This is a genomic window from Acinetobacter sp. BY419 (assembly GCF_019038395.1).
Classification (GTDB): domain Bacteria; phylum Pseudomonadota; class Gammaproteobacteria; order Pseudomonadales; family Moraxellaceae; genus Acinetobacter.
Window position 1 is genome coordinate 26,623 of record NZ_JAGFXZ010000017.1, and the last position, 22,261, is coordinate 48,883.

At 44.4% G+C, this 22,261-nt stretch carries 21 protein-coding genes; 6 read left to right on the forward strand and 15 right to left on the reverse strand.

Translation table 11 applies throughout. The features are described from left to right. The first annotated feature begins 32 nt into the window (after positions 1-32). On the forward strand, positions 33-1,529 hold the full coding sequence (locus KUG37_RS08300; RefSeq protein WP_216935478.1) for a succinate CoA transferase: 1,497 nt from the start codon (positions 33-35) through the stop codon (positions 1,527-1,529). A gap of 93 nt (positions 1,530-1,622) precedes the next feature. Here the strand turns inward: KUG37_RS08300 and KUG37_RS08305 are convergent, their stop codons facing one another. Continuing rightward, positions 1,623-2,690, reverse strand: a complete 1,068-nt coding sequence (locus KUG37_RS08305) for a putative zinc-binding metallopeptidase (RefSeq protein ID WP_216940358.1) — start codon at positions 2,688-2,690, stop codon at positions 1,623-1,625. A 397-nt stretch (positions 2,691-3,087) separates the two neighbouring features. Between KUG37_RS08305 and KUG37_RS08310 the strand changes: the two genes are divergently transcribed. Continuing rightward, complete coding sequence (locus KUG37_RS08310; protein ID WP_216935476.1) at positions 3,088-3,531, forward strand: GNAT family N-acetyltransferase; 444 nt, start codon at positions 3,088-3,090, stop codon at positions 3,529-3,531. Here the strand turns inward: KUG37_RS08310 and KUG37_RS08315 are convergent. Further along, complete coding sequence (locus KUG37_RS08315; protein WP_216935511.1) at positions 3,497-3,691, reverse strand: hypothetical protein; 195 nt, start codon at positions 3,689-3,691, stop codon at positions 3,497-3,499. The two genes, KUG37_RS08310 and KUG37_RS08315, sit on opposite strands and share 35 nt — an antisense overlap. Before the next feature lie 355 nt (positions 3,692-4,046). Here KUG37_RS08315 and KUG37_RS08320 point away from each other — a divergent pair, with 355 nt between their 5' ends. Continuing rightward, entirely contained in the window at positions 4,047-4,934 is an 888-nt protein-coding gene (locus KUG37_RS08320; protein ID WP_216940360.1) for a DMT family transporter, read from the forward strand. 68 nt (positions 4,935-5,002) lie between these two features. Here KUG37_RS08320 and pcaD read toward each other — a convergent pair whose 3' ends face one another. The 12 genes from pcaD to KUG37_RS08380 all read right to left on the reverse strand — a co-directional run bounded on the left by pcaD (position 5,003) and on the right by KUG37_RS08380 (position 16,246). Further along, a complete protein-coding gene (gene pcaD, locus KUG37_RS08325; protein WP_216935473.1) occupies positions 5,003-5,782 on the reverse strand; it encodes a 3-oxoadipate enol-lactonase in 780 nt (259 codons plus the stop codon). A gap of 68 nt (positions 5,783-5,850) precedes the next feature. Beyond that, positions 5,851-7,056, reverse strand: a complete 1,206-nt coding sequence (pcaF, locus tag KUG37_RS08330; RefSeq protein WP_216935472.1) for a 3-oxoadipyl-CoA thiolase — start codon at positions 7,054-7,056, stop codon at positions 5,851-5,853. 175 nt (positions 7,057-7,231) lie between these two features. After that, entirely contained in the window at positions 7,232-7,885 is a 654-nt protein-coding gene (locus KUG37_RS08335) for a 3-oxoacid CoA-transferase subunit B (protein WP_004809456.1), read from the reverse strand. Between the two features lie 19 nt (positions 7,886-7,904). Next, positions 7,905-8,576 carry a 3-oxoacid CoA-transferase subunit A gene (locus KUG37_RS08340; protein WP_216935471.1) on the reverse strand — a complete coding sequence of 224 codons (672 nt, stop codon included), beginning with the start codon at positions 8,574-8,576 and terminating at the stop codon, positions 7,905-7,907. A gap of 43 nt (positions 8,577-8,619) precedes the next feature. Then, positions 8,620-9,834 (reverse strand): benzoate/H(+) symporter BenE family transporter, encoded by a 1,215-nt coding sequence (gene benE / locus KUG37_RS08345; protein WP_216935470.1) that lies wholly within the window; start codon positions 9,832-9,834, stop codon positions 8,620-8,622. A gap of 58 nt (positions 9,835-9,892) precedes the next feature. Then, positions 9,893-10,678: a benzoate diol dehydrogenase BenD gene (benD, locus tag KUG37_RS08350; RefSeq protein WP_216935469.1), complete on the reverse strand. Its 786-nt coding sequence runs from the start codon at positions 10,676-10,678 to the stop codon at positions 9,893-9,895. An 18-nt stretch (positions 10,679-10,696) separates the two neighbouring features. After that, positions 10,697-11,713 carry a benzoate 1,2-dioxygenase electron transfer component BenC gene (gene benC, locus KUG37_RS08355; RefSeq protein WP_216935468.1) on the reverse strand — a complete coding sequence of 339 codons (1,017 nt, stop codon included), beginning with the start codon at positions 11,711-11,713 and terminating at the stop codon, positions 10,697-10,699. A gap of 91 nt (positions 11,714-11,804) precedes the next feature. Further along, positions 11,805-12,296: a benzoate 1,2-dioxygenase small subunit gene (gene benB, locus KUG37_RS08360; RefSeq protein WP_216935467.1), complete on the reverse strand. Its 492-nt coding sequence runs from the start codon at positions 12,294-12,296 to the stop codon at positions 11,805-11,807. Next, positions 12,293-13,681, reverse strand: coding sequence for a benzoate 1,2-dioxygenase large subunit (benA, locus tag KUG37_RS08365; RefSeq protein ID WP_216935466.1), 1,389 nt, complete (start codon positions 13,679-13,681; stop codon positions 12,293-12,295). Before benA ends, benB begins: the two co-directional genes overlap by 4 nt. Positions 13,682-13,752: 71 nt before the next feature. Continuing rightward, on the reverse strand, positions 13,753-14,673 hold the full coding sequence (catA, locus tag KUG37_RS08370) for a catechol 1,2-dioxygenase (protein WP_216935464.1): 921 nt from the start codon (positions 14,671-14,673) through the stop codon (positions 13,753-13,755). 159 nt (positions 14,674-14,832) lie between these two features. After that, on the reverse strand, positions 14,833-15,123 hold the full coding sequence (gene catC, locus KUG37_RS08375) for a muconolactone Delta-isomerase (protein WP_216940362.1): 291 nt from the start codon (positions 15,121-15,123) through the stop codon (positions 14,833-14,835). A gap of 13 nt (positions 15,124-15,136) precedes the next feature. After that, positions 15,137-16,246: a muconate/chloromuconate family cycloisomerase gene (locus KUG37_RS08380; protein WP_216935460.1), complete on the reverse strand. Its 1,110-nt coding sequence runs from the start codon at positions 16,244-16,246 to the stop codon at positions 15,137-15,139. A gap of 115 nt (positions 16,247-16,361) precedes the next feature. Between KUG37_RS08380 and KUG37_RS08385 the strand changes: the two genes are divergently transcribed. The 3 genes from KUG37_RS08385 to KUG37_RS08395 all read left to right on the forward strand — a co-directional run bounded on the left by KUG37_RS08385 (position 16,362) and on the right by KUG37_RS08395 (position 20,331). Next, on the forward strand, positions 16,362-17,276 hold the full coding sequence (locus KUG37_RS08385; RefSeq protein WP_216935458.1) for a LysR family transcriptional regulator: 915 nt from the start codon (positions 16,362-16,364) through the stop codon (positions 17,274-17,276). Positions 17,277-17,496: 220 nt separating this feature from the next. Beyond that, positions 17,497-18,870: an aromatic acid/H+ symport family MFS transporter gene (locus tag KUG37_RS08390; RefSeq protein WP_216935456.1), complete on the forward strand. Its 1,374-nt coding sequence runs from the start codon at positions 17,497-17,499 to the stop codon at positions 18,868-18,870. A 108-nt stretch (positions 18,871-18,978) separates the two neighbouring features. Then, complete coding sequence (locus tag KUG37_RS08395) at positions 18,979-20,331, forward strand: DcaP family trimeric outer membrane transporter (protein ID WP_216935454.1); 1,353 nt, start codon at positions 18,979-18,981, stop codon at positions 20,329-20,331. A 47-nt stretch (positions 20,332-20,378) separates the two neighbouring features. On the opposite strand, the gene KUG37_RS08400 is transcribed toward KUG37_RS08395, so the two are convergent. Next, complete coding sequence (locus tag KUG37_RS08400) at positions 20,379-21,800, reverse strand: PLP-dependent aminotransferase family protein (protein WP_216935452.1); 1,422 nt, start codon at positions 21,798-21,800, stop codon at positions 20,379-20,381. Positions 21,801-22,261 lie beyond the last annotated feature (461 nt).

The window sequence follows — 22,261 nt, forward strand, 5'->3', positions numbered from 1 at the left end:
CGTCTCTTTATTTTATATTTTTGAGATTTTTTATGAACGGTTTAGAGCGCATTCGTTTGCTCCCATTACAAGATAAAGTAGTATCTGTAGAAAAAGCACTACAACTGATTCAAGACGGCGATGTAATTGGTTTAAGCGGCTTTGGCGGTGCAGGTGAAGCGAAAACTGTGCCTTTGGCATTGGCTGAATATGCACAGAAGCATCCAATCCATATTACCTTGGCGACAGGTGCCAGTCTGGGGAACCGGATTGATGGAAAACTCAATGAAGCAAACGTCATAACCCGCCGTTATCCTTATCAGGCAGACCCTTCTTTACGTAAAGCGATTAATGCAGGCGAAGTGATGTATGTCGATCAACATCTCTCTGAACTGGCCGATAATATCCGTCATAAAAACCTGCCGGCAATTAATGTAGCTATAATTGCCGCAACGGCCATCACTGAAGACGGTCAGATTATTCCGACAGGCTCTTGCGGAAATTCTGCAAATTTCATCGAAATGGCAGACCGGGTCATTATTGAAATCGACACGACGATTAATCCTGTGCTTGAAGGCGTTCACGATATTTATTTGCCACAAGCTCGTCCAAACCGTGGGCCAATTCCGCTGACGCAAGTCAGTGACAAGATTGGAACGATCGGGATTCATGTTGCACCTGAAAAAATTGCTGCGATTGTTATCAACGAGATTCCAGACACTTCCTTTGGGATGGACGAACCAGATGAAGAAACGCTAGCAATTGCCAGTCACCTGATTCATTTCTTTGAACAGGAAGTGGCAGCAGGGCGTTTACCTGAAAATCTGGGGCCGCTGCAATCCGGTGTGGGCTCAGTGGCCAATGCGGTATTTGCCGGCTTTGAACATTCCAATTTCAATAATCTGGAAATGTATTCTGAAGTCTTGCAGGACTGCACTTTTCAGCTTATCGATTCAGGCAAGATGACCTTTGCTTCCGGCTGTTCCATGACTCTGAGCGATGAATGTGCCGCACGGGTGATGAACAATTTTGATCAGTACAAAGATAAAATTGTCTTGCGTCCACAGGAAATTTCCAATAATCCCGAACTGATTCGGCGTCTCGGTATTATTGCGATTAATACGGCACTTGAGTTTGATATTTACGGAAATGTGAATTCAACCCATGTGACTGGTACCAAGATGATGAACGGCATTGGAGGCTCGGGAGATTTTACCCGTCATGCGCATATTGCCATCTTTGTGACCAAATCCTATGCCAAAGGTGGTGCGATTTCTTCAGTCGTTCCTCTGGTGAGCCATACTGACCATACCGATCATGACGTTGATATTCTGGTGACTGAGCAAGGCTTGGCAGATCTGCGTGGTTTGGCACCGCGTGAACGTGCCCGCAAGATCATTGATATCTGTGCTCATCCGGATTACCGTGAAAGCTTAAATCATTATTTTGAGCGTGCCTGTGCGCGTGGTGGTCAAACACCGCATTTATTGAATGAGGCCTTATCTTGGCATGCTCAATTTGAAGAAACCGGTTCAATGAAAATCGCTTGATACTTTTAATCGTATTGATCATAAAATAAGGCCCGTTGTATACGGGCTTTATTTTATTTCAGTCATTTTTTTGTTATTTAGACATCATTGGGATTATTTAAAAGCTTTTTCCAGCACATGCCGATGAATAAATCGTAGCTTGTCTTTTACCGCTTCAGTCAGCTTGAATGGGTAGGCATCCTCCAGCCCCATACAGCGATTCAAGGCATTTAAATTAAAGGTTAAGGTGACCCAGTTTGCCAGAATATGTTCAAAGTCCTGTCCACCAATTGGACATTCTTTAAAATCCATGCTGGCCAGATAACTGCCATTACCAACAACACGGAGACCAGCATAATAAGCGGTTTCCAGTGTTTCCATCATATGCAGATAATGCGCCCAGGTTTCTGCCCAGTCTTCCCAAGGATGTGCAGTAGCATAAGCACTAATATAGTTTTCCTGCCAGTTGATTGGCGCGCCTTCATCATAATAGCGTTCAAGGGCCTTGCTATAATTTTGCCGCTCATCCCCAAAATACTGCCGGAATTCATCCAGCAATTCCGGATGCAAGTGTTGCATGACCGTAAAATAATAATGTCCGCTTTCATGACGAAAATGACCTAATAAAGTCCGATAATTTTCACCCATATTTACGCGTGTAGTTTCCCGATAGACCACATCAGCTTCAAAAGCATTTAAGGTTATGACCCCATTGGCATGGCCAATTAAAACAGGCTGGTCTTCTTTGGGCAGTAGAAAATCAAACCGCAAACCAAATGTATCATCTGCAGACTTTTTAGGCCGTGGCATCATGTTCATGCGCTGGGCCAAATACAGGAAACGGCGTTTGGCTTCTTCCAGCCGAAACCAGTAAATCAGGTTCTCGGAATTTTCCAGATCAGGAATGACATGGGTGAGCTGACAGGATTCACAAAACTCCTCATCTTCATCGATGGGTATCATCCAGTTACATACTTGATATTGAACGTAATTATGACAGGGTTTATAACTGGTATGCTGATAGTTCTTGGCAATTGGCACCCATCGTTCAGCACTCTGTTTTTCGAATGCACACAGATCTTTTTCCGAAGCGACATAACCGATCGGTGAAAGACAATGATCACAAACTGATTTGTAAAAAAACAGCTGTTGCTTGCAGACGGCACATTCAAAATGTTTCATTAAACTCCCTGCAGGGAAGCGAACGACCTAAAATGTTTATCGGTGATGAACACTAAAAAAAGTTCAGAATGCCTGCCTAAATTTCTTCCTGCTAAAGAAATATCATAAAAATTTCATTGAAAATTCTATATGGCTGAATTGTAAATTCAGGCTGCTTGATATTAAATGAAACATGAATTGAATCTTTGATTTAATAGAAAAATTTTAGTTAAACAAGCTCTCAAATGGTTGGATTATTTTTAATAAAATAAGTTAAGTCTTGTGCTGAAGATAGGGATTATCTAAAGAATATTGCCGAATGTTTTGATCAGGATGAAACAGGTTTAAGAAGAACTAGCATTTTTAGAACGATAATTTTTTGATTTATGTAGCCACGTTAATAGGGATTATAAATAACATGAAAATTAGAAAAGCCAATATTCAGGATACAGCTGCCATTGTCAATGTGATTGCACCATTTGTAGATGCCGTGATCAGTTCGGAACAAGGTCGCCAGCGTTTTCAGCCCGAGATGATCCAGACCATTTTTGAGCGTCCAGACATTCATTATTTTGTGGCAGAAATTGAGTATCAGGTGATAGGAGTGGTGGCTTATGTGGAACCCGCACACTTTATGCATTTTTTCCTGAACCAGGCTTATCACGGCAAAGGTTATGGCCGGAAAATGTGGGATTTTTTAGAGCATGAGATCCGCCATCAAGGTCATTCAAGTATCACTGTAAAATCCAGTCTCTATGCCCGAGATATTTACAAACAGTTTGGTTTTGTAGAAACAGGAAAATACACGGAAGAACATGGAATACGGTTTATCCCGATGCAAAAGGATTATCCGGATTCTTGAAAGAATAATGAAAAGCCATGAGGCACAGTTTTGCTGCTTCATTGACATCCATGAATTCGACACTGCCGATCTCATGCACAAAAATGGCATCACCAGCCTTGGCAAAGATGGTTTGATAATAATTTAACTGGTCATTCTCATTCCTTAACTGAGATAGCATCCGGCGATCTGGTGCAGGGGGTATTCTTCTTCACTGATGAATATTTGTTGTTATTGCATTTCATAGTGGCTCAAAGTACAAAAGAGTTTAATTACACTTCAGGTCTCATTACATACTTTAAACGTATAGAGAGTAAATACACACTGCACACATCAGTCTGGCGAAGATTGAATAAGCAAAATTAGTATCATTTTCATGTTTTAAAATACCTGGTAGATCCTATTGCATTTTTCAGTAAGCTGTATTTTCGATTAAGCCAAACTTTCTGCTATTGGCCAGCATCCTATTTTTAATTAGTCAGCGCTTTTACTAATGCATAGAATTAATTTACTTTTGTTGTAATGGCGATAGGCAGATGGCATTCAGCTGGATTTTCTTCACTTTAATGGCTGCATTTATGCAGGCATGGCGTAATGCCTTTCAAAAACAGCTGAGCACCACGGTCGATGTCTGGGGAGTCACCCTGGCACGATTTATTTTTGGCTTGCCATTTGCTGCGCTTTACTTGAGCTGTCTGTATTATTACAAGCCAGTTGAAAGTATGGTTCAGTTCACCCCAAAGTTCTGGATCTATGTGGTGATCGCGGGTTGCAGCCAGATTTTAGCTACGGCGCTGATGGTACAGCTGTTTAAGCAAAAAAATTATGCAGTTGGTGTCGGACTGGCTAAAAGTGAAGCCATTTTAGCCGCCATTATTGGCGTGACCTTTTTAGTGGATCATTTGTCCTTTCTGGCTTGGTTAGGTGTGGCGCTGGGCGGATACGCCGTATTTTTACTCAGCAGAGGCGGGCAAGTTACTGGTTTTTCAGCCAGAACATTGGCCATCGGGATAGGCAGCGGTTTAAGCTTTGCCATTACCTCACTCTTGGTACGGGAAGCCAGTTTAGAATTAACCACTTTGCCAACCCTGCATCGTGCGGCCTGGATATTATTAATGGTGATCAGTTTTCAGTGCCTGAGCATGCTGATTTATCTGACTATCTTTAGTCGCCAGACTTTAGTGGCCATGTGGCAGCGTCTTGGCTTAACTTTTAAGGTGAGTGTATGCAGCTTTATGGCGTCACTGGGCTGGTTTACTGCCATGAGCATGGTGAGTGTGCCGGTCGTGAAAACCTTGGGCCAAATTGAAATTCTGTTTAGTATGCTGATTTCTGCGTATTTCTTTAAAGAAAAACTGGCGCGTACCGAGCATTGGGGTTTGGGACTGGTAGTGATTGCTGCAATTTTAGTGATTTGGGCCTGATACTAAGCCAGGTTTTAAAATTAAGAATAAAAAAAACCACTGATCAACAGTGGTTTTTTTTAGCTGTTTTAAGCTGCAATAAATTTCTGAACTGCCTGATTAAAGGCTTCAGGTTGCTCTACATTAGAAATATGCGAGGCATTGATTTCAAACAGCTGGCTATTGGCAATACTGGCTTGCATGGCTTGACCATCTGCAACCGTTGTCACTGGGTCTTGCTGACCCGCCACAATCAGTACTGGTACTGAAATGGTTTTAATCTGTTCACGTAAATCCGCCTTAGCCAAAGCTTCACAGCAACTTGCATAACCTTCCGGGCTGCCAGCTCCAAGGTCGTTTGAAAGCTCAGCAACAATCGCTGCGTTGCTCTGGATAAAGGGATCGGTAAACCAGCGTGATGCTGCAGTCGATGCAATCGGTGCCAGACCTTGTTCACGTACCAGTGCGGCACGTTCCAGCCAGGCCTGTTCCTGACCAATCTTGGGCGCAGTATTGCAAACAATCACGTGGCTAAAACGTTCGGGTTTGTTCACCGCTAACCATTGACCGGTTAAACCACCCATGGAAATGCCACAGAAAGCCGCTTTCTGGATATGCAGGTGATCCAGCAGATGGATTACATCCTGAGCAAGCTGATCTAGGCTATACGGACCTTGTGGTGCGCTCGAGCCGCCATGACCACGGGTGTCATAACACACAACAAAATAGTCTTGCTGGAAAAAATCAATTTGTGGCTGCCACATGCTGAATTTGGTGCCCAATGAATTGGAAAAAACCAAAGCAGGCTTGCTGGCATCACCAAAGGTCTGGTAATTAATGTGGGCATCGTTAGATGTAAATGTTGGCATTTTTTTAAATCCTTAATGCTCGCTCGATCCCTCCTATAGGAAAGGAGGATCGAGCGAGCATTTAATAATTAAACACGTTCAATAATCAAAGCAATACCTTGACCGACACCGATACACATTGAACATAGACCGTATTTACCACCGGTTTGTTCCAGCTGGTTCAGGGCAGTGGTCACCAGACGTGCACCCGAAGCACCAAGGGGATGACCCAAGGCAATCGCACCACCATTCGGATTGACTTTTTCCGAACCATCTTCAATGCCCAGATCACGAGTACATGCCAATGCTTGTGCTGCGAAGGCTTCATTCAGCTCGATCACATCCATCTGCTCTAAAGTCAGACCAGTTTGTGCCAGCAGTTTTTTGATAGCAGGCGCAGGACCAAAGCCCATGATGCGTGGTTCAACACCCACGACGGTTGAACCAATAATTTTGGCACGTGGTTTCAAGCCATGTTGAGCAATTGCTTCATCAGATGCGATTAAAAGAGCAGCCGCACCATCGTTAATACCAGAAGCATTACCTGCCGTTACCGTACCATCTGCTTTCACCACAGGTTTCAGTTTTGCCAAAGCTTCTGCGGTAGTCGATGCACGCGGATGTTCATCTTTATCAACTACGACAGGTTCGCCTTTACGTTGTGGAATTTCCACCGCAATAATTTCTTTATCAAAAAAACCACGCGCTTGTGCAGCAGCTGTACGTTGCTGACTGATCAGGGCAAACTTGTCCTGGTCTTCACGGTTGATGTTGAACTGTTCCGCAAGGTTTTCAGCCGTTTGCGGCATCGTTTCTACACCGTACATTTCTTTGAGTTTCGGATTGATGAAACGCCAGCCCATGGTGGTGTCTTCAAGCTTCTGGCTACGGCCGTAGGCTGTTTCAGGTTTACCCATCACGAATGGGGCACGTGACATGCTTTCTACGCCACCCGCAATAATCAGATTTGCTTCACCCGCTTTAATTGCACGCGCTGCCATCGCAACTGCATCCATCGATGAACCACACAGGCGGTTCACGGTCGTAGCTGGAACCTGATAAGGCAAGCCTGCAAGCAGGGAAGACATGCGACCGACGTTACGGTTATCTTCACCAGCCTGGTTGGCACAGCCGTAAATCACGTCATCGACCTGTTCCCAATTAATACTTGGGTTACGTTGCATGAGTGCTTTAATTGGCACAGCACCGAGGTCATCCGTACGGACAGTTGCCAGACCACCAGCATAACGGCCGAATGGGGTACGGATTGCATCGATAATATATGCGTTTTTCATATCGTTTCCTTTTACCTCCCTTAATCCCTCCCGAAAGGAGGGAGACTTGTCCTGCTTCTATTAAAGATATAGCTTCGGTTAAAGTCTCTCTTTCCTGCGTATCGACTTAAAGCAATGCTTAAGTCGATACGCAGGGGGATGAGGGGAGATTTAAAATTTCTTTAAAGCGTATTAATTAACCCTGAGTCGCATCAATCAGTTTGGCACCAGTCAATGACTGCAATTCTTCAAATGACAGACCTTCAACTTTCTCAATCACTTTCATGCCTTCAGGCGTCACATCAATCACGCAGAGATCGGTATAGATACGGTCGACACATTTCAAGCCTGTTGCCGGATAAGACAGCTCAGCCACGATTTTTGGCTCGCCTTTTTTGGTCACATGATCAGTGGTAATAAAGACTTTTTTTGCACCCACGGCCAGGTCCATCGCACCGCCAACTGCAGGAATCGCATCTGGTGCACCGGTATGCCAGTTGGCTAGGTCACCATTTTCAGCGACCTGGAACGCACCCAATACCGCGATGTCTAAATGACCGCCACGCATCATGGCGAAAGAATCGCCGTGATGGAAGAAAGAACCACCTTCAAGTAAGGTCACGAATTCTTTACCGGCATTGATCAGCTCAGGATCGCGGTCTTCTTCTGCAGGAGGAGGACCGAAAGCCAGCAGGCCATTTTCAGAATGCAGGAATACATCTTTATCGCTTGGCAAGTAGCTTGAAATCTTGGTCGGTAAACCGATACCGAGGTTTACATAAGCGCCATCAGGAATGTCTTGTGCCACACGTTCAGCGATCTGGTCACGGGTCAGTTTGCTATAGCTCATTATTTCTCTCCGATGCCAATTATTGTGCAGGTTTAACTTGTACAACGTGTTGAACAAAAATTCCCGGGGTGATGATGTGCTCTGGATCTAATGCACCGAGTTCAACCATTTCAGACACCTGAGCAATGGTCACGTCCGCAGCCATCGCCATGATCGGGCCAAAGTTACGGGCAGATTTGTGGTAGACCAGATTTCCCCAACGATCGCCTTGATGGGCTTTAATTAAAGCAAAGTCGGCTTTAATTGGATTTTCCAGCACAAAATCTTTGCCTTCGTAGTTCATGGTGGGTTTGCCTTCAGCCAGCAAAGTACCAAAACCGGTTGGCGTGTAGATTGGGCCCAAGCCCATACCCGCTGCCTGAATACGGCAAGCCAAATTACCTTGCGGGACCAGTTCTAGCTCAATCTTGCCTGCACGGTAGAGTTCGTCAAATACCCAGGAATCAGACTGACGCGGGAAAGAACAGATAATTTTACGGACAGCACCCGCTTTAAGCAGTTTTGCCAGACCATAGTCGCCATTACCTGCATTGTTGTTAACAATAATCAGGTCTTTGATTCCCAATTCAATCAGACCATCAATCAGTTCAGCAGGCTGACCCGCTGTACCGAAACCACCGATCATGATGGTAGAACCGTCCTTGATCTGGGAGAGTGTTTCTTTCAATGATAATGAACTTTTATCTATCATAATCTGGTCCTTACATATCCTAAACTGATGGATGTCTTTAAACTCATTTTGAATCTGATGCTGTGACCGCAACAATGTTACGGTTTTTCTGTGACAGCAGAAAATGTGCTACCAGGCCAATGCAAATTCCCCAAAAGACTGAACTCAGTCCCAGGAAGTGCATGCCGGAAGCAGTCGCCAAGAAAGTGATGAGTGCTGCATCACGTTGCGACTCTTTGCCCATTGCCATGGAAATGTTGGTGGCAATCGCACCGAGTAATGCCAGTCCTGCCAAAGCCGCAATTAGTTCTTTAGGCATCAGGCTAAACAGCATCACGATGCTGCCGGCAAATAGGCCGCCTAAAATGTAAAAAAGCCCATTCGCCACCCCGGCGATATAACGCTTTTCTTTGAGCTCATGCGCGTCTTTACCCAGACATAAAGCAGCTGTAATCGATGCCAATACGATGGTAATTCCACCCACACAGGCTACTGCAAGAGAGGCAATACTGGTCGCAGTGATGATTGGCTTGGCGGGCATGTCATAACCACTAATCTTGATGATTGCCATTCCCGGTAAAAATTGGCCAGACAGGCTGACGAGAATAAGGGGAAGAGCCAGATTCAGGGTCGAACTCCAAGTCCATTCCGGGGCAATAAATTGCGGAATCGCCAGACTGAAATCTGCCGTGACCGGGTTAATCTTGCCCAGCAGCATGCTTAAAACCACGCCTGCAACCAGCACCCAGACCATGGCATAGCGTGGACTGAAACGCTTGGCTAGCAAAAATACCGCCAGCATTCCAAATACGATGTAGGGCATGGTATCGGTAGCGGTAAACAGCCCTAAGCCAAATTGCAGTAAAATTCCCGCCATCATCCCGGCAGCGACTTCCTGAGGAATCCAGGACAGTAACTTGTCGAAATAACCGGTGATCCCAATGAGAAAAATCACCACGGCAGAGGTGATGTAGGCAGCAACCGCTTCATTGAGTGAAATATCGGGAAACAGCGTGACTAATAAAGCCGTTCCGGGCGCAGACCAGGCGGTGACGACAGGTATTTTGTATTTAATTGATAAAAAGATACCTGCAAGCGCAGCCCCAATAGAAATTCCCCAAATCCATGAAATCATCATGTTTGGGGAAACCTGGGCCTGCTGTGCCGCCTGGAAAAAAATGATCAGTGGTCCTGAATAGGAAATCAGCACTGCTAAAAATCCTGCAACAGTCGCTGAAATTGACCAATCATTTTTTAATGTCTGAAACAGGGTATTCATTGGTGAGGTGCCTCCTTGCGTCGAACCATGAGCCTGTTAAAAATCGTGATGATCAGGACTAGCCCTGATCTCCACCGCCGACCGGTACTACAGTACCCGTCATATAAGATGATTCATCGGAAGCCAGGAATACAATAGCATTCACTTGTTCCTGAATCGTACCGTAGCGTCCCATAAAAGTACGGTCAATGGTCTGATCAACCACTTGCTGCATCCATTCTTGTTCAGATTCAGTCAGTGGATTGGCATTGCGCGGTACTTTACGTGGTGGTGCTTCAGTGCCACCAGTGGCAACTGCGTTAACACGGATACCATCTTTGGCATGTTCAAAGGCGAGGGAAGCGGTCAGACCGTTCACACCACCTTTGGATGCTGAATATGGGACACGGTTAATACCACGTGTGGCAATAGAAGATACGTTTACAATTGTACCTTTCTGATTTTTAATCATTTCTGGAAGAATGGCACGGCAGCACCACATAGTGGGGAACAATGAACGGTTCACTTCCTTGATAATTTCCTCTTCAGAAAATTCTTCGAAAGGTTTCATCCAGATCGCACCACCAACGTTGTTAATCAGTGCATCCACACGGCCATAGGTATCCAGTGCTTTTTCAACCACGGACTGGGCACCAGCAAACGTTTCCAGATTGGCTTTTACAGTAATCGCATCACCGCCAGCGGCTTCAATTTCCGCCAGAACTTCTTCCACATAAGGAGAAAGGTCAGCCATCACCACTTGAGCACCTTCAGTCGCCACTTGCAGCGCGACACCGCGCCCGATGCCTTGTGCGGCACCGGTCACGATCACAACTTTATTTTCAAATCTTTGACGATTAGACATTGAACAAATTCCCTCTAATTAGTTGGCAGAGAATTTTTCAAACAGGAAGCTTGCAGGTTTTACACCTTCGGCATCGAGCCAACCGCGCACGGCTTCAACCATTGGTACCGGACCACACAGGTAGATGTCCACATCACCGCCATTTAGCCATTCGTTTTCGATATGACCGGTCACATAGCCTTTACGCTCATGGGCAGATTCCGGGTTTGCCACTACAGTGCGGTATTCGAACCATGGGAGTTTTTCTTGCAGTTCGTTGAGTTTTTCAATCGCTACCAGGTCAAAGTCATTGGTCACACCGAAGACGAGACGCACAGGATGCTCTGAACCTTTTTCTTCCAGTACTTGCAGCATAGACATGAATGGTGCAATACCTGTACCACCAGCCAGCATCAATACCGGGCGGGTCACAGGACGCAGGTAGAAGCTACCAAATGGACCGGTAAAAGTCATTTTGTCGCCAGCTTTGGCATTATTGCTTAAGAATTCACTCATTTTTCCGTTCGGTACATTACGTACCACGAAACCAGTCAAACGATTACCTGGTTTTGAGCTGAATGAATAAGAACGGGTTTCTGTGGTGCCTGGAATTCCGACATTGACATATTGACCTGCCAGGAAATGAATGTCTGGTTGACCTTCGTCTAACTGGATATCAAAAGTAATAGTTGAATCGGACAGATTTTCTACACGAGCCAGCGCACCCTGGAAGGCATGAATTTCGGTTTTACACACTTCTGAAGAAGCCTGAATCTGGAACACTGCATCTGAAGTTGGCTTACATTGACAAGCCAGAATAAAGCCTTCAGCTGCTTCTTCAGGTGTTAATGCATCTTCAATATAAGTTTCTTCAGGCATGTCAAATGAACCTGATTCACAAAACGCACGACACGTTCCACAAGCACCATCACGGCAGTCTAAAGGAATATTGATCTTTTGACGGTAAGCTGCATCAGACAGGGTCTCGCCCTGAGCAACAGAAATAAAACGTGTAACGCCATCTTCAAATTGAAGTGCAACATTGTGGTTTGACATGGCTGAATATCCTATATAAATCTTTGTAACTGGACCTTTCAGCCAATTTCCCATCTGGCTGAAAGGTTTACCTGGCTGTAATAAAACAGTCTTAGAGGTGATAGATGTCGATGACCTGATTGATGTAATCGTTTTTCAGTACCACGTATTTGCTTAAAATCTGTGGTTTATCGCCTGAAAAATCGATTTCATAACGTGACATACCGAAGTAGCTGTAGCTGTTTTTGTAACGGAAACTCAAGGTATTCCAGTTAAAGCGTACTGTGACCTTGTCGCCATCACGTTCAACAATTTCAATATTGCTGATGTTATGACTGGTACGTGTGTCCGGCATGGTGGCAGACGAACGTTCAGTCTTGATACGGAACACGCGGTCTTCCAAACCTTGACGGTCCGGGTAATAAATCAAAGAGATTTCAGACTGTGGGTCTGTAGTCAGCCTGTCATCATCATCCCAAGCTGGCATCCAGAAAGACGCAGTAGGGGCATAACAGCCTAACCAGTCATCCCATTGTTCATCATCTAAAAAGCGGGCTTCCTGATACAGGAACTGAGCAATATTTTCTAAAGTGATGTCGCTCATGCGTTTTCTCCTTCAGTTGCTGCTGCAATTTCTTTCTCGGTCGCAATACCTTTTTTCATCAATTCTAACCAGTACTGATGCTGAGCCAGATATAGACCTTCGTCTTCCGTTTTAATACCAGAAAGTTTTGGTTTTAAACCGATTTCATTGGCAGCATCATCCGGGCCATGGATCCAGTGCTTAGAACCGCGACACATGTCATTCCATTCCAGCGCGATACCGGCATAACCTGCCTGACAGGCACGGAATTCTTCAAGATCGTCTGGCGTTGCCATACCTGATGCGTTAAAGAAATCTTCATACTGACGGATACGACGTGTGCGTGCTTCCGGCTCTTCACCAACAGGTGCGATACAGTAAATGGTCACTTCAGTCTTATCGACAGAAATCGGACGCAGGACACGAATTTGTGAACCGAACTGATCCATGAAGTACACGTTTGGATAGATACACAGGTTACGTGAACGTTCGATCATCCACTTCGCCATGGCTTCGCCATATTGCTCGGTATATTCGTCTTTCTTGGCAAAGTTAGGACGGTCTTCCGGGTTTGCCCATTGCGTCCATAGCAGCATGTGACCATTTTCAAAGCCGTAAGAACCACCGCCTTGTTTGCCCCATGAACCTGCGCTCATGGCACGAATGTTGTCGCCCGCTTCTTTTTCTTTACGCTGCTGGGTGGTTGCAGCGTAATTCCAGTGCACAGCAGACACGTGGTAACCATCGGCACCGTTTTCAGCAGTCAGCTTCCAGTTGCCTTCATAGGTATAAGTCGAAGAACCACGTAATACTTCCAGACCTTGCTCAGACTGACCCACGATCATGTCAATGATTTTGGTCGCTTCACCCAGGTATTCTTCCAGAGAAGGAACATCCGGATTCAGGCTGCCGAACAGGAAACCCTTGTAGTTTTCAAAGCGCGCTACTTTTTTCAGGTCGTGCGAACCGTCTTGATTAAAGCAGTCTGAATAACCCGCTTCAGCCGGATCTTTAACCTTTAATAACTTACCTGAGTTATTGAAGGTCCAGCCATGGAATGGGCAAGTATAGGTTGCTTTATTGCCTTTCTTGTTACGGCATAATTGTGCACCGCGATGCGAACAGGCATTGATCATGGCATTCAGTTCACCTTGACGGTTACGTGCAATGATGATCGGTTGACGGCCAATATAAGTAGTATAGAAGTCGTTATTGTTTGGAATCTGGCTTTCATGCGCGAGATAAACCCAGTTGCCTTCAAAGATATATTTCATCTCGAGGTCAAACAGAGCCTGATCTGTGAATACTGAGCGGTGTAGTTTAAATTCACCAGATTCAAAATCATCAACCAGTAATTCGTCAATGCGGTCTAAATGGCTGGTGTTAATTACGGGAATACGAGGCATGTCCTTTCTCCGACTTTCCAGGGGGAAGTCAGCGGGATATATCGCAAGACTTATCCCGCTTCTATAGTGTATTAAGCGCTAGCGCGGCGACGATCAACGTCTGTGGTCGGTGCAGCAGCTTGTTCTTTCACAAGTTCAACATTGAATTGAATGTGTTTGAAAGGGCCGTTTAAGCCACGTTTTGCAATTTCAGCTTCATCCGTTACGTCAACCGCAGTTGCAACCAGGCCTTCACGGGTAGCGAATGCAAAGTCATCCCACAGGTACTGGTCGCCCTCAATATTGAATTGAGTGGTCAGCTTGCGGTAACCCGGTGCAGATACGAAATAATGTACGTGCGATGGACGGTTACCATGACGGCCTAATTTGTCCAGTACAAACTGAGTTGTACCTTCTGGAGGGCAGCCATAGCCGACTGGCATTGTCGTTAATGCAGTATATTGACCATCGGTAGCAGTAATGATGCTGCGACGCAGGTTAAAGTCAGACTGTGATTTGTCAAAGAATGAATAGTTGCCCAGGCTGTTGGCATGCCAGACTTCAACTTTGGCACCTTCAATCAGATTACCTTTAGTATCCGTCACTGTACCTTCAATGATTAAGGTCGGGATTTTGTCTGATTCAGAACCATCATCCATACGGGCAAAGCTTACTGATTCAGGTGCGCCAGCTACATATAACGGGCCTTCGATCGTACGTGGTGTACCACCGGTAATACCTGCTTTAGCATCTGCTTCATCAGCACGTAAGTCTAAGTAGTGTTCCAGACCCAAACCTGCAGCCAATAAACCCAATTCGTTGGCTTGACCGGCATCAGTAAAGTATTCCAGGCCTTTCCACAGTTCTGTCTGAGAAATATCAAGATCTTCAATCGCCTGGAAAAGATCACCGAGTAAACGTACAGTAATTTGCTGTACACGCTCATCTACAGGACCTGTCGCAGTGTCGACATTCATTTTTTTAACTAATGCATCAATTTCTTGGCGATTCATACTATTACTCCTGAGTATGTCTACATTTTTTATGTGGCGCGCTGTTTAGCTGGCATCTTGGCTGGCTAAATCTGGCTGGCCACAATCCTTGTTGGGTTACCCTCTGGTCTTGCTGTGGGAAGGGGAATAACGTTATTCCCCAATTCCCATGTTCTTTAATTAGCTGTCGTCATCACGAACTGAAGAAGGGTGACGATTTAATGCCATCACTTCAATATTCATGTAAGGGTAGAGAGGCAAACCCTGTAACAGGTTGTGCAACTCTTCATTGCTTTCAACATCAAAAATACTGATGTTTGAGTATTGGCCCGTGATGCGCCAGATATGGCGCCATTTGCCTTGATGCTGTAATTCCTGTGAATAGGCTTTTTCAACAGCCTTAATTTCATTTACCTGTTCAACAGGCAGATCACGTGGAATGTTTACATCCATACGTACTTGGAAAAGCATGGGTTTCTCCTGATTACTGACGACGCAAGTTGTCAATCTTGTTTTCATCCAACTCAATTCCCAGACCTGATTCTTTTGGAATCTCAAGTTCAAAGTTTTGATAGTTGAGTGGGGTTTTTAAAATATCTTCAGTCAGCAGCAAAGGACCAAACAGTTCGGTACCAAAGGCAAGCGTTTCAAAGGTTGAAAATACATGTGCGGATGCGATCGTACCGACCGGACCTTCCAGCATCGTGCCGCCGTACAGGTCAATACCGGCCAGTCTGGCAATCTTGCCAACTTCACAACCTTCAATCAGACCACCTGACTGGGCAACTTTGACTGCGAAAACAGATGAACCGTTTTGCTTGGCAATTTCATAAGCTGAGTGCGGACCCATTAATGATTCGTCTGCCATAATCGCAACATCAAAACGTCGGGTCAGACGGCGCATCGCATCCAGGTTATCAATTGCACATGGCTGTTCTATTAGATCAACACCACCGTTTTGCAATAACTGAATCCCTTTAATGGCATCGAGTTCTGACCAGGCACGGTTGACATCGACACGGATCGAAACGTCTTTACCTAAAGCTTTCTTGATTGCCAGTACATGTTCAACATCTTCTTCTACTGGACGGGAACCGATCTTAAGTTTGAAAATATTGTGACGTTTTGCCGCTATCATTTTCTGTGCTTCAGCAATATCTTTATCGGTATTACCAGAAGCCAATACCCAAAGTACCGGGATACTGTCACGTAAGCGGCCACCGAGGATTTCGCTTAATGGCAAACCTAAACGTTGGGCCTGTATATCCAAAAGTGCAGTTTGCATTGCACATTTGGCAAAACGGTTACCATTAATATTCTTTTTGATTGTTTGTAATGTCTGTGCAACATTTAAACCGGATAATGTTTTTAAAAGTGGCGCGAAATAAGTTTCGATATTAACTTTGACGCTTTCCGGGCTTTCATCACCATAACCCAAGCCACCAATAGTCGTAGCTTCACCCCAGCCGATGTAACCATCTTCAGTGGTGATTTTGACCAATACCAGGGTCTGGGTTTGCATCGTTGCCACTGCCATCTTGTGAGGGCGAATGGTTGGAATTTCTACCAGCAAGGTTTCAACTGACTTATACATAATACGGGTTCACATTCTTGCTTTAATGCTTGGATTTGATATACCTTAAAAGAATAATGTTGATTGGTCTAAGATCGATTTGGCATTTTTTTATACTTTAAAGGTATTCAGAGCCATGGAACTCAGACATTTACGTTACTTCGTTGCCGTCGTCGAAGAACAAAGTTTTACCAAAGCGGCAGAAAAACTGTTTATTGCTCAACCACCTTTAAGCCGACAGATCCAAAATCTGGAGCAAGAACTCGATATTCAGCTCTTTGAGCGTGGTAGCCGTCCTCTAAAAACCACTGAAGCCGGTCAATTCTTTTACCAGCATGCTGTTAAACTTTTGTCTAATGCGGAAGAGATCAAGTCGATGACCAAGCGAATTGGCATTACAGATCGGACCATAACCATTGGTTTTGTTGGCTCTTTATTGTTTGGTTTACTGTCGCGCATTCTGTTTTTATTCAAACAGCAACATCCATATCTCAAGATCGAGATGATGGAAATGAACACCCATGAACAGATTCAGGCGCTGAAAGAAGGGCGGATTGATGTAGGTTTTGGGCGGTTAAGAATTTCAGATCCGGCAGTAAAACGGGTATTGCTGCGTGAGGAACGGCTGATGGTCGCTGCACACTCCAGTCATATCATGGCGCAACGGGTAGAAGGCTTAAATCTTTCAGAATTGATTGATCAACAACTGTTTTTATATCCGAATAGTGGCAAAGCGAATTTCGCCACCCAGGTACGCGGTATATTTTCTGAGTATGGTTTAGAACCCAAAAATATCCGTATTGTACGTGAATTACAGTTGGCACTAGGCTTTGTAGCTGCCGGAGAAGGGATTTGTATCGTACCGGAAAGTGCACAAAATATTAAATTGGCCCACCTCAACTTTATTCCGCTTCTAGATGAGTTCGCTGTCAGTCCAGTATTCATGGCTATCCGTAATATGGATGAAAGTGAATACATCCGTTATTTGTTTGATGCGGTCTACCAAGTCTATGATCTGGAAGCAATTAAGTATGATCGTTCGGTATTTTAACGATTCAATTCACCGGGAATGATCCCTCGAGTACAATGAACAAACCGATATAAGTACAGGCTAAATTAAGATTATTATAATATATTTTTTAATAAATTTAGTAACTTAACTGAAGCCAGACTTTATAGGTATAGAAGCATGCCTATTCAGTTTTGGACATTCTTTCGCATTTTCTCCATTGTGGCATTCATAAATTGAACTTCACAATTTGGAGGTGGAGATGTCTACAAATAAAGTTAATATAAATACGCTGATTGATGAGGCAAAGTTTACGCCCTTTCATTGGGGGGTACTGATCTGGTGTTTGCTGATCATTATTTTTGATGGGTATGACCTGGTTATTTATGGAGTGGCATTGCCACTGCTGATGCAGGAATGGTCGCTCAGTGCAGTACAAGCAGGGATGCTGGCCAGTACTGCCTTATTCGGGATGATGTTCGGTGCCATGACTTTCGGAACTTTATCTGACAAGTTAGGCCGGAAAAAAACCATCATGATCTGTGTGGCCATTTTTAGTGGTTTTACCTTCATAGGTGCCTTTGCCACGTCTCCAGTTGAATTCGGGATTTTACGTTTTCTGGCTGGCCTTGGAATTGGGGGTGTCATGCCTAATGTGGTGGCATTGATGACCGAATATGCCCCTAAACGTATCCGCAGTACGCTGGTTGCCCTGATGTTTAGTGGTTATGCGATTGGCGGGATGACTTCTGCACTATTAGGTGCATGGCTGGTGCCACAATTTGGCTGGAAAATCATGTTCCTGCTTGCGGGTATTCCACTGCTCCTTTTGCCAGTGATTTGGAAATTCTTGCCAGAATCCCTGATGTATCTCACCAACAAGCAACAGACGGTCAAAGCACACGATATTATTCAAAAAATATCTCCAACACAGGTTATTACCAGTGACACCCAGTTTGTACTCAATGAAGTGCAAAAAGGGGATGAAGCGCCATTAAAAGCACTGTTTCAACAAGGTCGTAGCTTCAGTACATTTATGTTCTGGCTGGCATTCTTTATGTGCCTGTTGATGGTCTACGCACTAGGTAGCTGGTTGCCAAAACTGATGATTCAGGCAGGTTACTCGCTGGGTGCAAGTATGATCTTCCTGTTCGCGCTAAATATTGGTGGAATGGTAGGTGCGATTGGTGGTGGATATCTCGCGGATAAATTCCATATCAAAAAAGTTCTGACCATTATGTTCTTATGCGGTGCCATTGCATTAATTCTGCTTGGCTTTAACAGTCCACAATTCGTGTTGTATACCTTGATTGCTGTGGCAGGTGCTGCAACGATCGGCTCACAAATTCTGCTCTATACCTTTGTGGCACAGTATTATCCATCGACGGTACGTTCTACCGGTATGGGCTGGGCATCAGGCATTGGACGTATTGGTGCGATTGTCGGCCCGGTACTCACTGGCGCTTTATTAACCATGAATTTACCGCATCAAATGAACTTCTTTGCAATTGCGATTCCTGGCGTAATCGCTGCGCTGGCAATTTTCCTGGTGAACTTGAAAACCTCCGTAGATGGCCAAGTCCTTGCAACGTCTAGCGCAAAGCCAGATATATTGACAAAAGAAGCAATACATTAAATTAGATTTCAATCAATAAAGATAATATTGCCAATGATATAGATCGCCATCGTAACCGGTGGTGATCTGTTGCTAGAATCGAAACGCATAATAAAAAGCGAGTTTAGGATGAACACGACACCATTATTTAATCAACCAACAATCACGTTAAAGCGCACAGTTCTGATGAGCATGATGGCAATAAGTTTAGGGGGCATCAGCTTATCGATCCAAGCACAAACCCCAGCCCAGTCGAACCAGCAGGAAATTGAAAAACTTCGTCAGGAAGTTCAGGCTTTACGCGCACTGGTTGAACAGCAGCAAGCTCAGACAGCGACGGTAATTGCACCTGTAGCAATAGCACCAGTACCAGTAAGTACGCCTGCAACTAAACCTGTCATGAAAATTGCCAGTGGTGCCGAGTTTAATCTTTATGGCAATATCCGTGCCGATGCCTCTTATCAGGCTGAAGGTGGTTCAGCAGCACGCATGTATAACCAGATTAATGTGGTTCCACTCAAAGGAGTAGGCGAGCGCAGCGATGAATTCAAGTCAACACTTTCTGCAACCCGTTTAGGTATGGATTTTAAAACACCTGTCGGTGCTGGAGATAAAGCCCTGAGCGGTAAAGTTGAAGTGGACTTTTTGGGCGGCGCCGGCTTTGATAACTTACGTATTCGTCACGCTTATATGAGCTATGCTAACTGGTTGATTGGTCAAACCTGGTCTAACTTTGCGGTACCTGACTATATCCCGGAAACCGTAGATGCCTTGGTTTATGCCGGCGGTTCAATTAAACGGACTCCACAAGTTCGTCATACCAGCACTTTCAGCCCAGCGACCAATCTGGTGCTCGCAGTAGAAGATCCGAAAGATGGTTCCATCAAACAGCGTCTACCTGCTTTAACGGCACGTTTAAACCATAAATTTGCTGATAACCTTACAGTTAGTGCGCGTGCCATGGGCCATGAAAAACGTATCAACGAAGATGAAAAAACGGCATGGGGTCTAGGTTTAGGCGCCAAGTATGATGTTGTACCAGGTACAACACTCAAAGCTGACTACTATCATGTCAAAGGCGATAGCAGCTTTGTCTCTTATGCTAACCCTGGTGTGGTTAGGGCTCCTAATGGTGACCTTCTACAAAGCGAATTTGATTCGATTTCAGTGGGCTTAACGCAACAGTTTAATGACAAATTACGTGGTACCTTGGGTTATGGTTATATGAGTTTTGATCAGGATCAAAGCTATGTCAACGCACTAATTGCCTCTACACCCGCTAATGAAGCACAATCAAATGCTACTAGAGCTAATAAAGACTTATGGCAGGCATGGGCTAACGTATTCTATAGTCCAACCAAGCCTTTAAGTTTTGGTCTGGAATATGTTTATGGTGAACGTAAAGCATTAGCTGCAGCAACCAACGGCAGTGATACAGGTGAAGACAACCGAATTAATGCGGTTGCTATTTACAACTTCTAGGACTCCTTTCATAAGAAAGTCTGATCTGTAACAGAAGCGTGGATAAATTAATCCACGCTTTTGCTCTTTTGAAGAATGGTTTCTGCCAGCAGACTGACTGCATTTTCAATTTTGGCGGTCCATTCAAAAGAACAATTCAGTCGAATATAATATTGACTGGCATGATCCGGCTTAAACAGCAGTGCAGGGGCGATTGAAATATGCTGTTGAAGCAATTGTTTATAGATTTCCTCGGCATCGACTTCTCTAGGCAACTCAATCCACAGAAAATAGCCACTGGAATAATAGTAAATTTCACAGATGGTTCCTAAACGCGCTTTGAGTTCCTGATAAAACTTCTTTTTATATTTTTCCAGATGCTGCCTTAAATGCCGCAGATGTTTTTCATAATGATGATGTGAGATAAACTCGACCAGGGCATTTTGAAGTAAGGGACTGACCGTTAAAGTGCTCATTAATTGCAAGTGCTGAATGGCATCCGAAAATGGTCCAGCATAGACCCAGCCTACACGTGCACCCATGCCCAGTGTTTTGGAAAATGAGGCACAGTGCAGCACCATATGATGCCGGTCAAAATATTTAACCGGTAGCGGTTTGGATGAACCATAATTCAATTCCTGATAAACATCATCTTCGATCAAATAAACCTGATATTCATACAAGAGTTCCGCAATTCTCTGTTTAATTTCCGAACTGACAGTAAAGCCAATCGGATTATGTGCATTCAGCATCAGCCAGCACACCTTGATCGGGTACTGTTTTAAAGCCTGTTCAAACGATTCCAGATCGAAGCCAAATTGTGGATGCTCAGGGATAGTAATCACCTGTAACCCCAAACGCTCGGCTGCCTGCCAGGCACCATAAAATATGGTTTGCTGTAGCAGGATAAAATCGCCCGGTTGAGTTAATGCCTGTAAAGACAGATTCAATGCTTCTAGCGCACCAGATGTAATGACAATGTCATCCGGATTGCATGTAATCCCTTGTAATTTATAACGCTTTGCAATCAGTTGTCTCAAGTCCTGATTGCCGGGCGGCATGTGATTCTGGTTATTATAACTGCTTTTTCTTTTGGCCTGTTGTGCCAGAATCTGCATAAATTTGGCGTTATATAACAGCTCTGCATTAGGAAAAGCTGAACCAAAAGGCACAATTTCTGCTGACTGGGTCGATTTTAAATAATTAAATACCACCGAGTTGATCTGGATTTTGGGATTTAAACCGATCTGCACAGGCTGTTTGTGATCTGGTAGTCCTGGAGCATGCTCTGCAACGTAATAGCCGGATTTATCTTTGGCATAGACTAGCCCTTGCGCTTCAAGCTCCTGATAAGCGTTGAGTACTGTCATCAGGCTATAGCCAGATAATTGGGTCTGTTCGCGGAGTGACGGTAATTTTTCATGTACCCTCCATACGCCGTTTTCAATCAACTGACGGATATTCTGCGCCAGTTTTTCAGACTTATACATACACTTTCTTGAACTAAATCTGTTCTAATTATTTTGATTTATAGCATATTTAATGATGTTCAATATAACAAATTAAGCCTAGGGTAGTTGTCAGTCTATTTCCAAGCTTGCGTTATATCAATCTGCTGTACTGTTTTTTTAAGGTCAGTATCCAAGTAGACATCGCCATTAAATGGGGTGGTTGTATTAAGCTAGTCGACATGAAATCAATGCATGATCATTAAAATGAATATCAGGTCTCAGACTTTCTATGGAAAGTTTTTATTTTTATATAAATCGTGTTCTCATTTTATACGCCTGAGTCACTTCTCTTAATTTGTCACAATTCGATACTTACAAACTCGGATTTCCTTGCTAAATTCAGTCCACATGAGGATAAAAATTATCTCGCGGTCTCAGGCCGAGCCATCATGCAACTATAACAACGATATAAACACACGGACCAATAACAAGCACAAAGG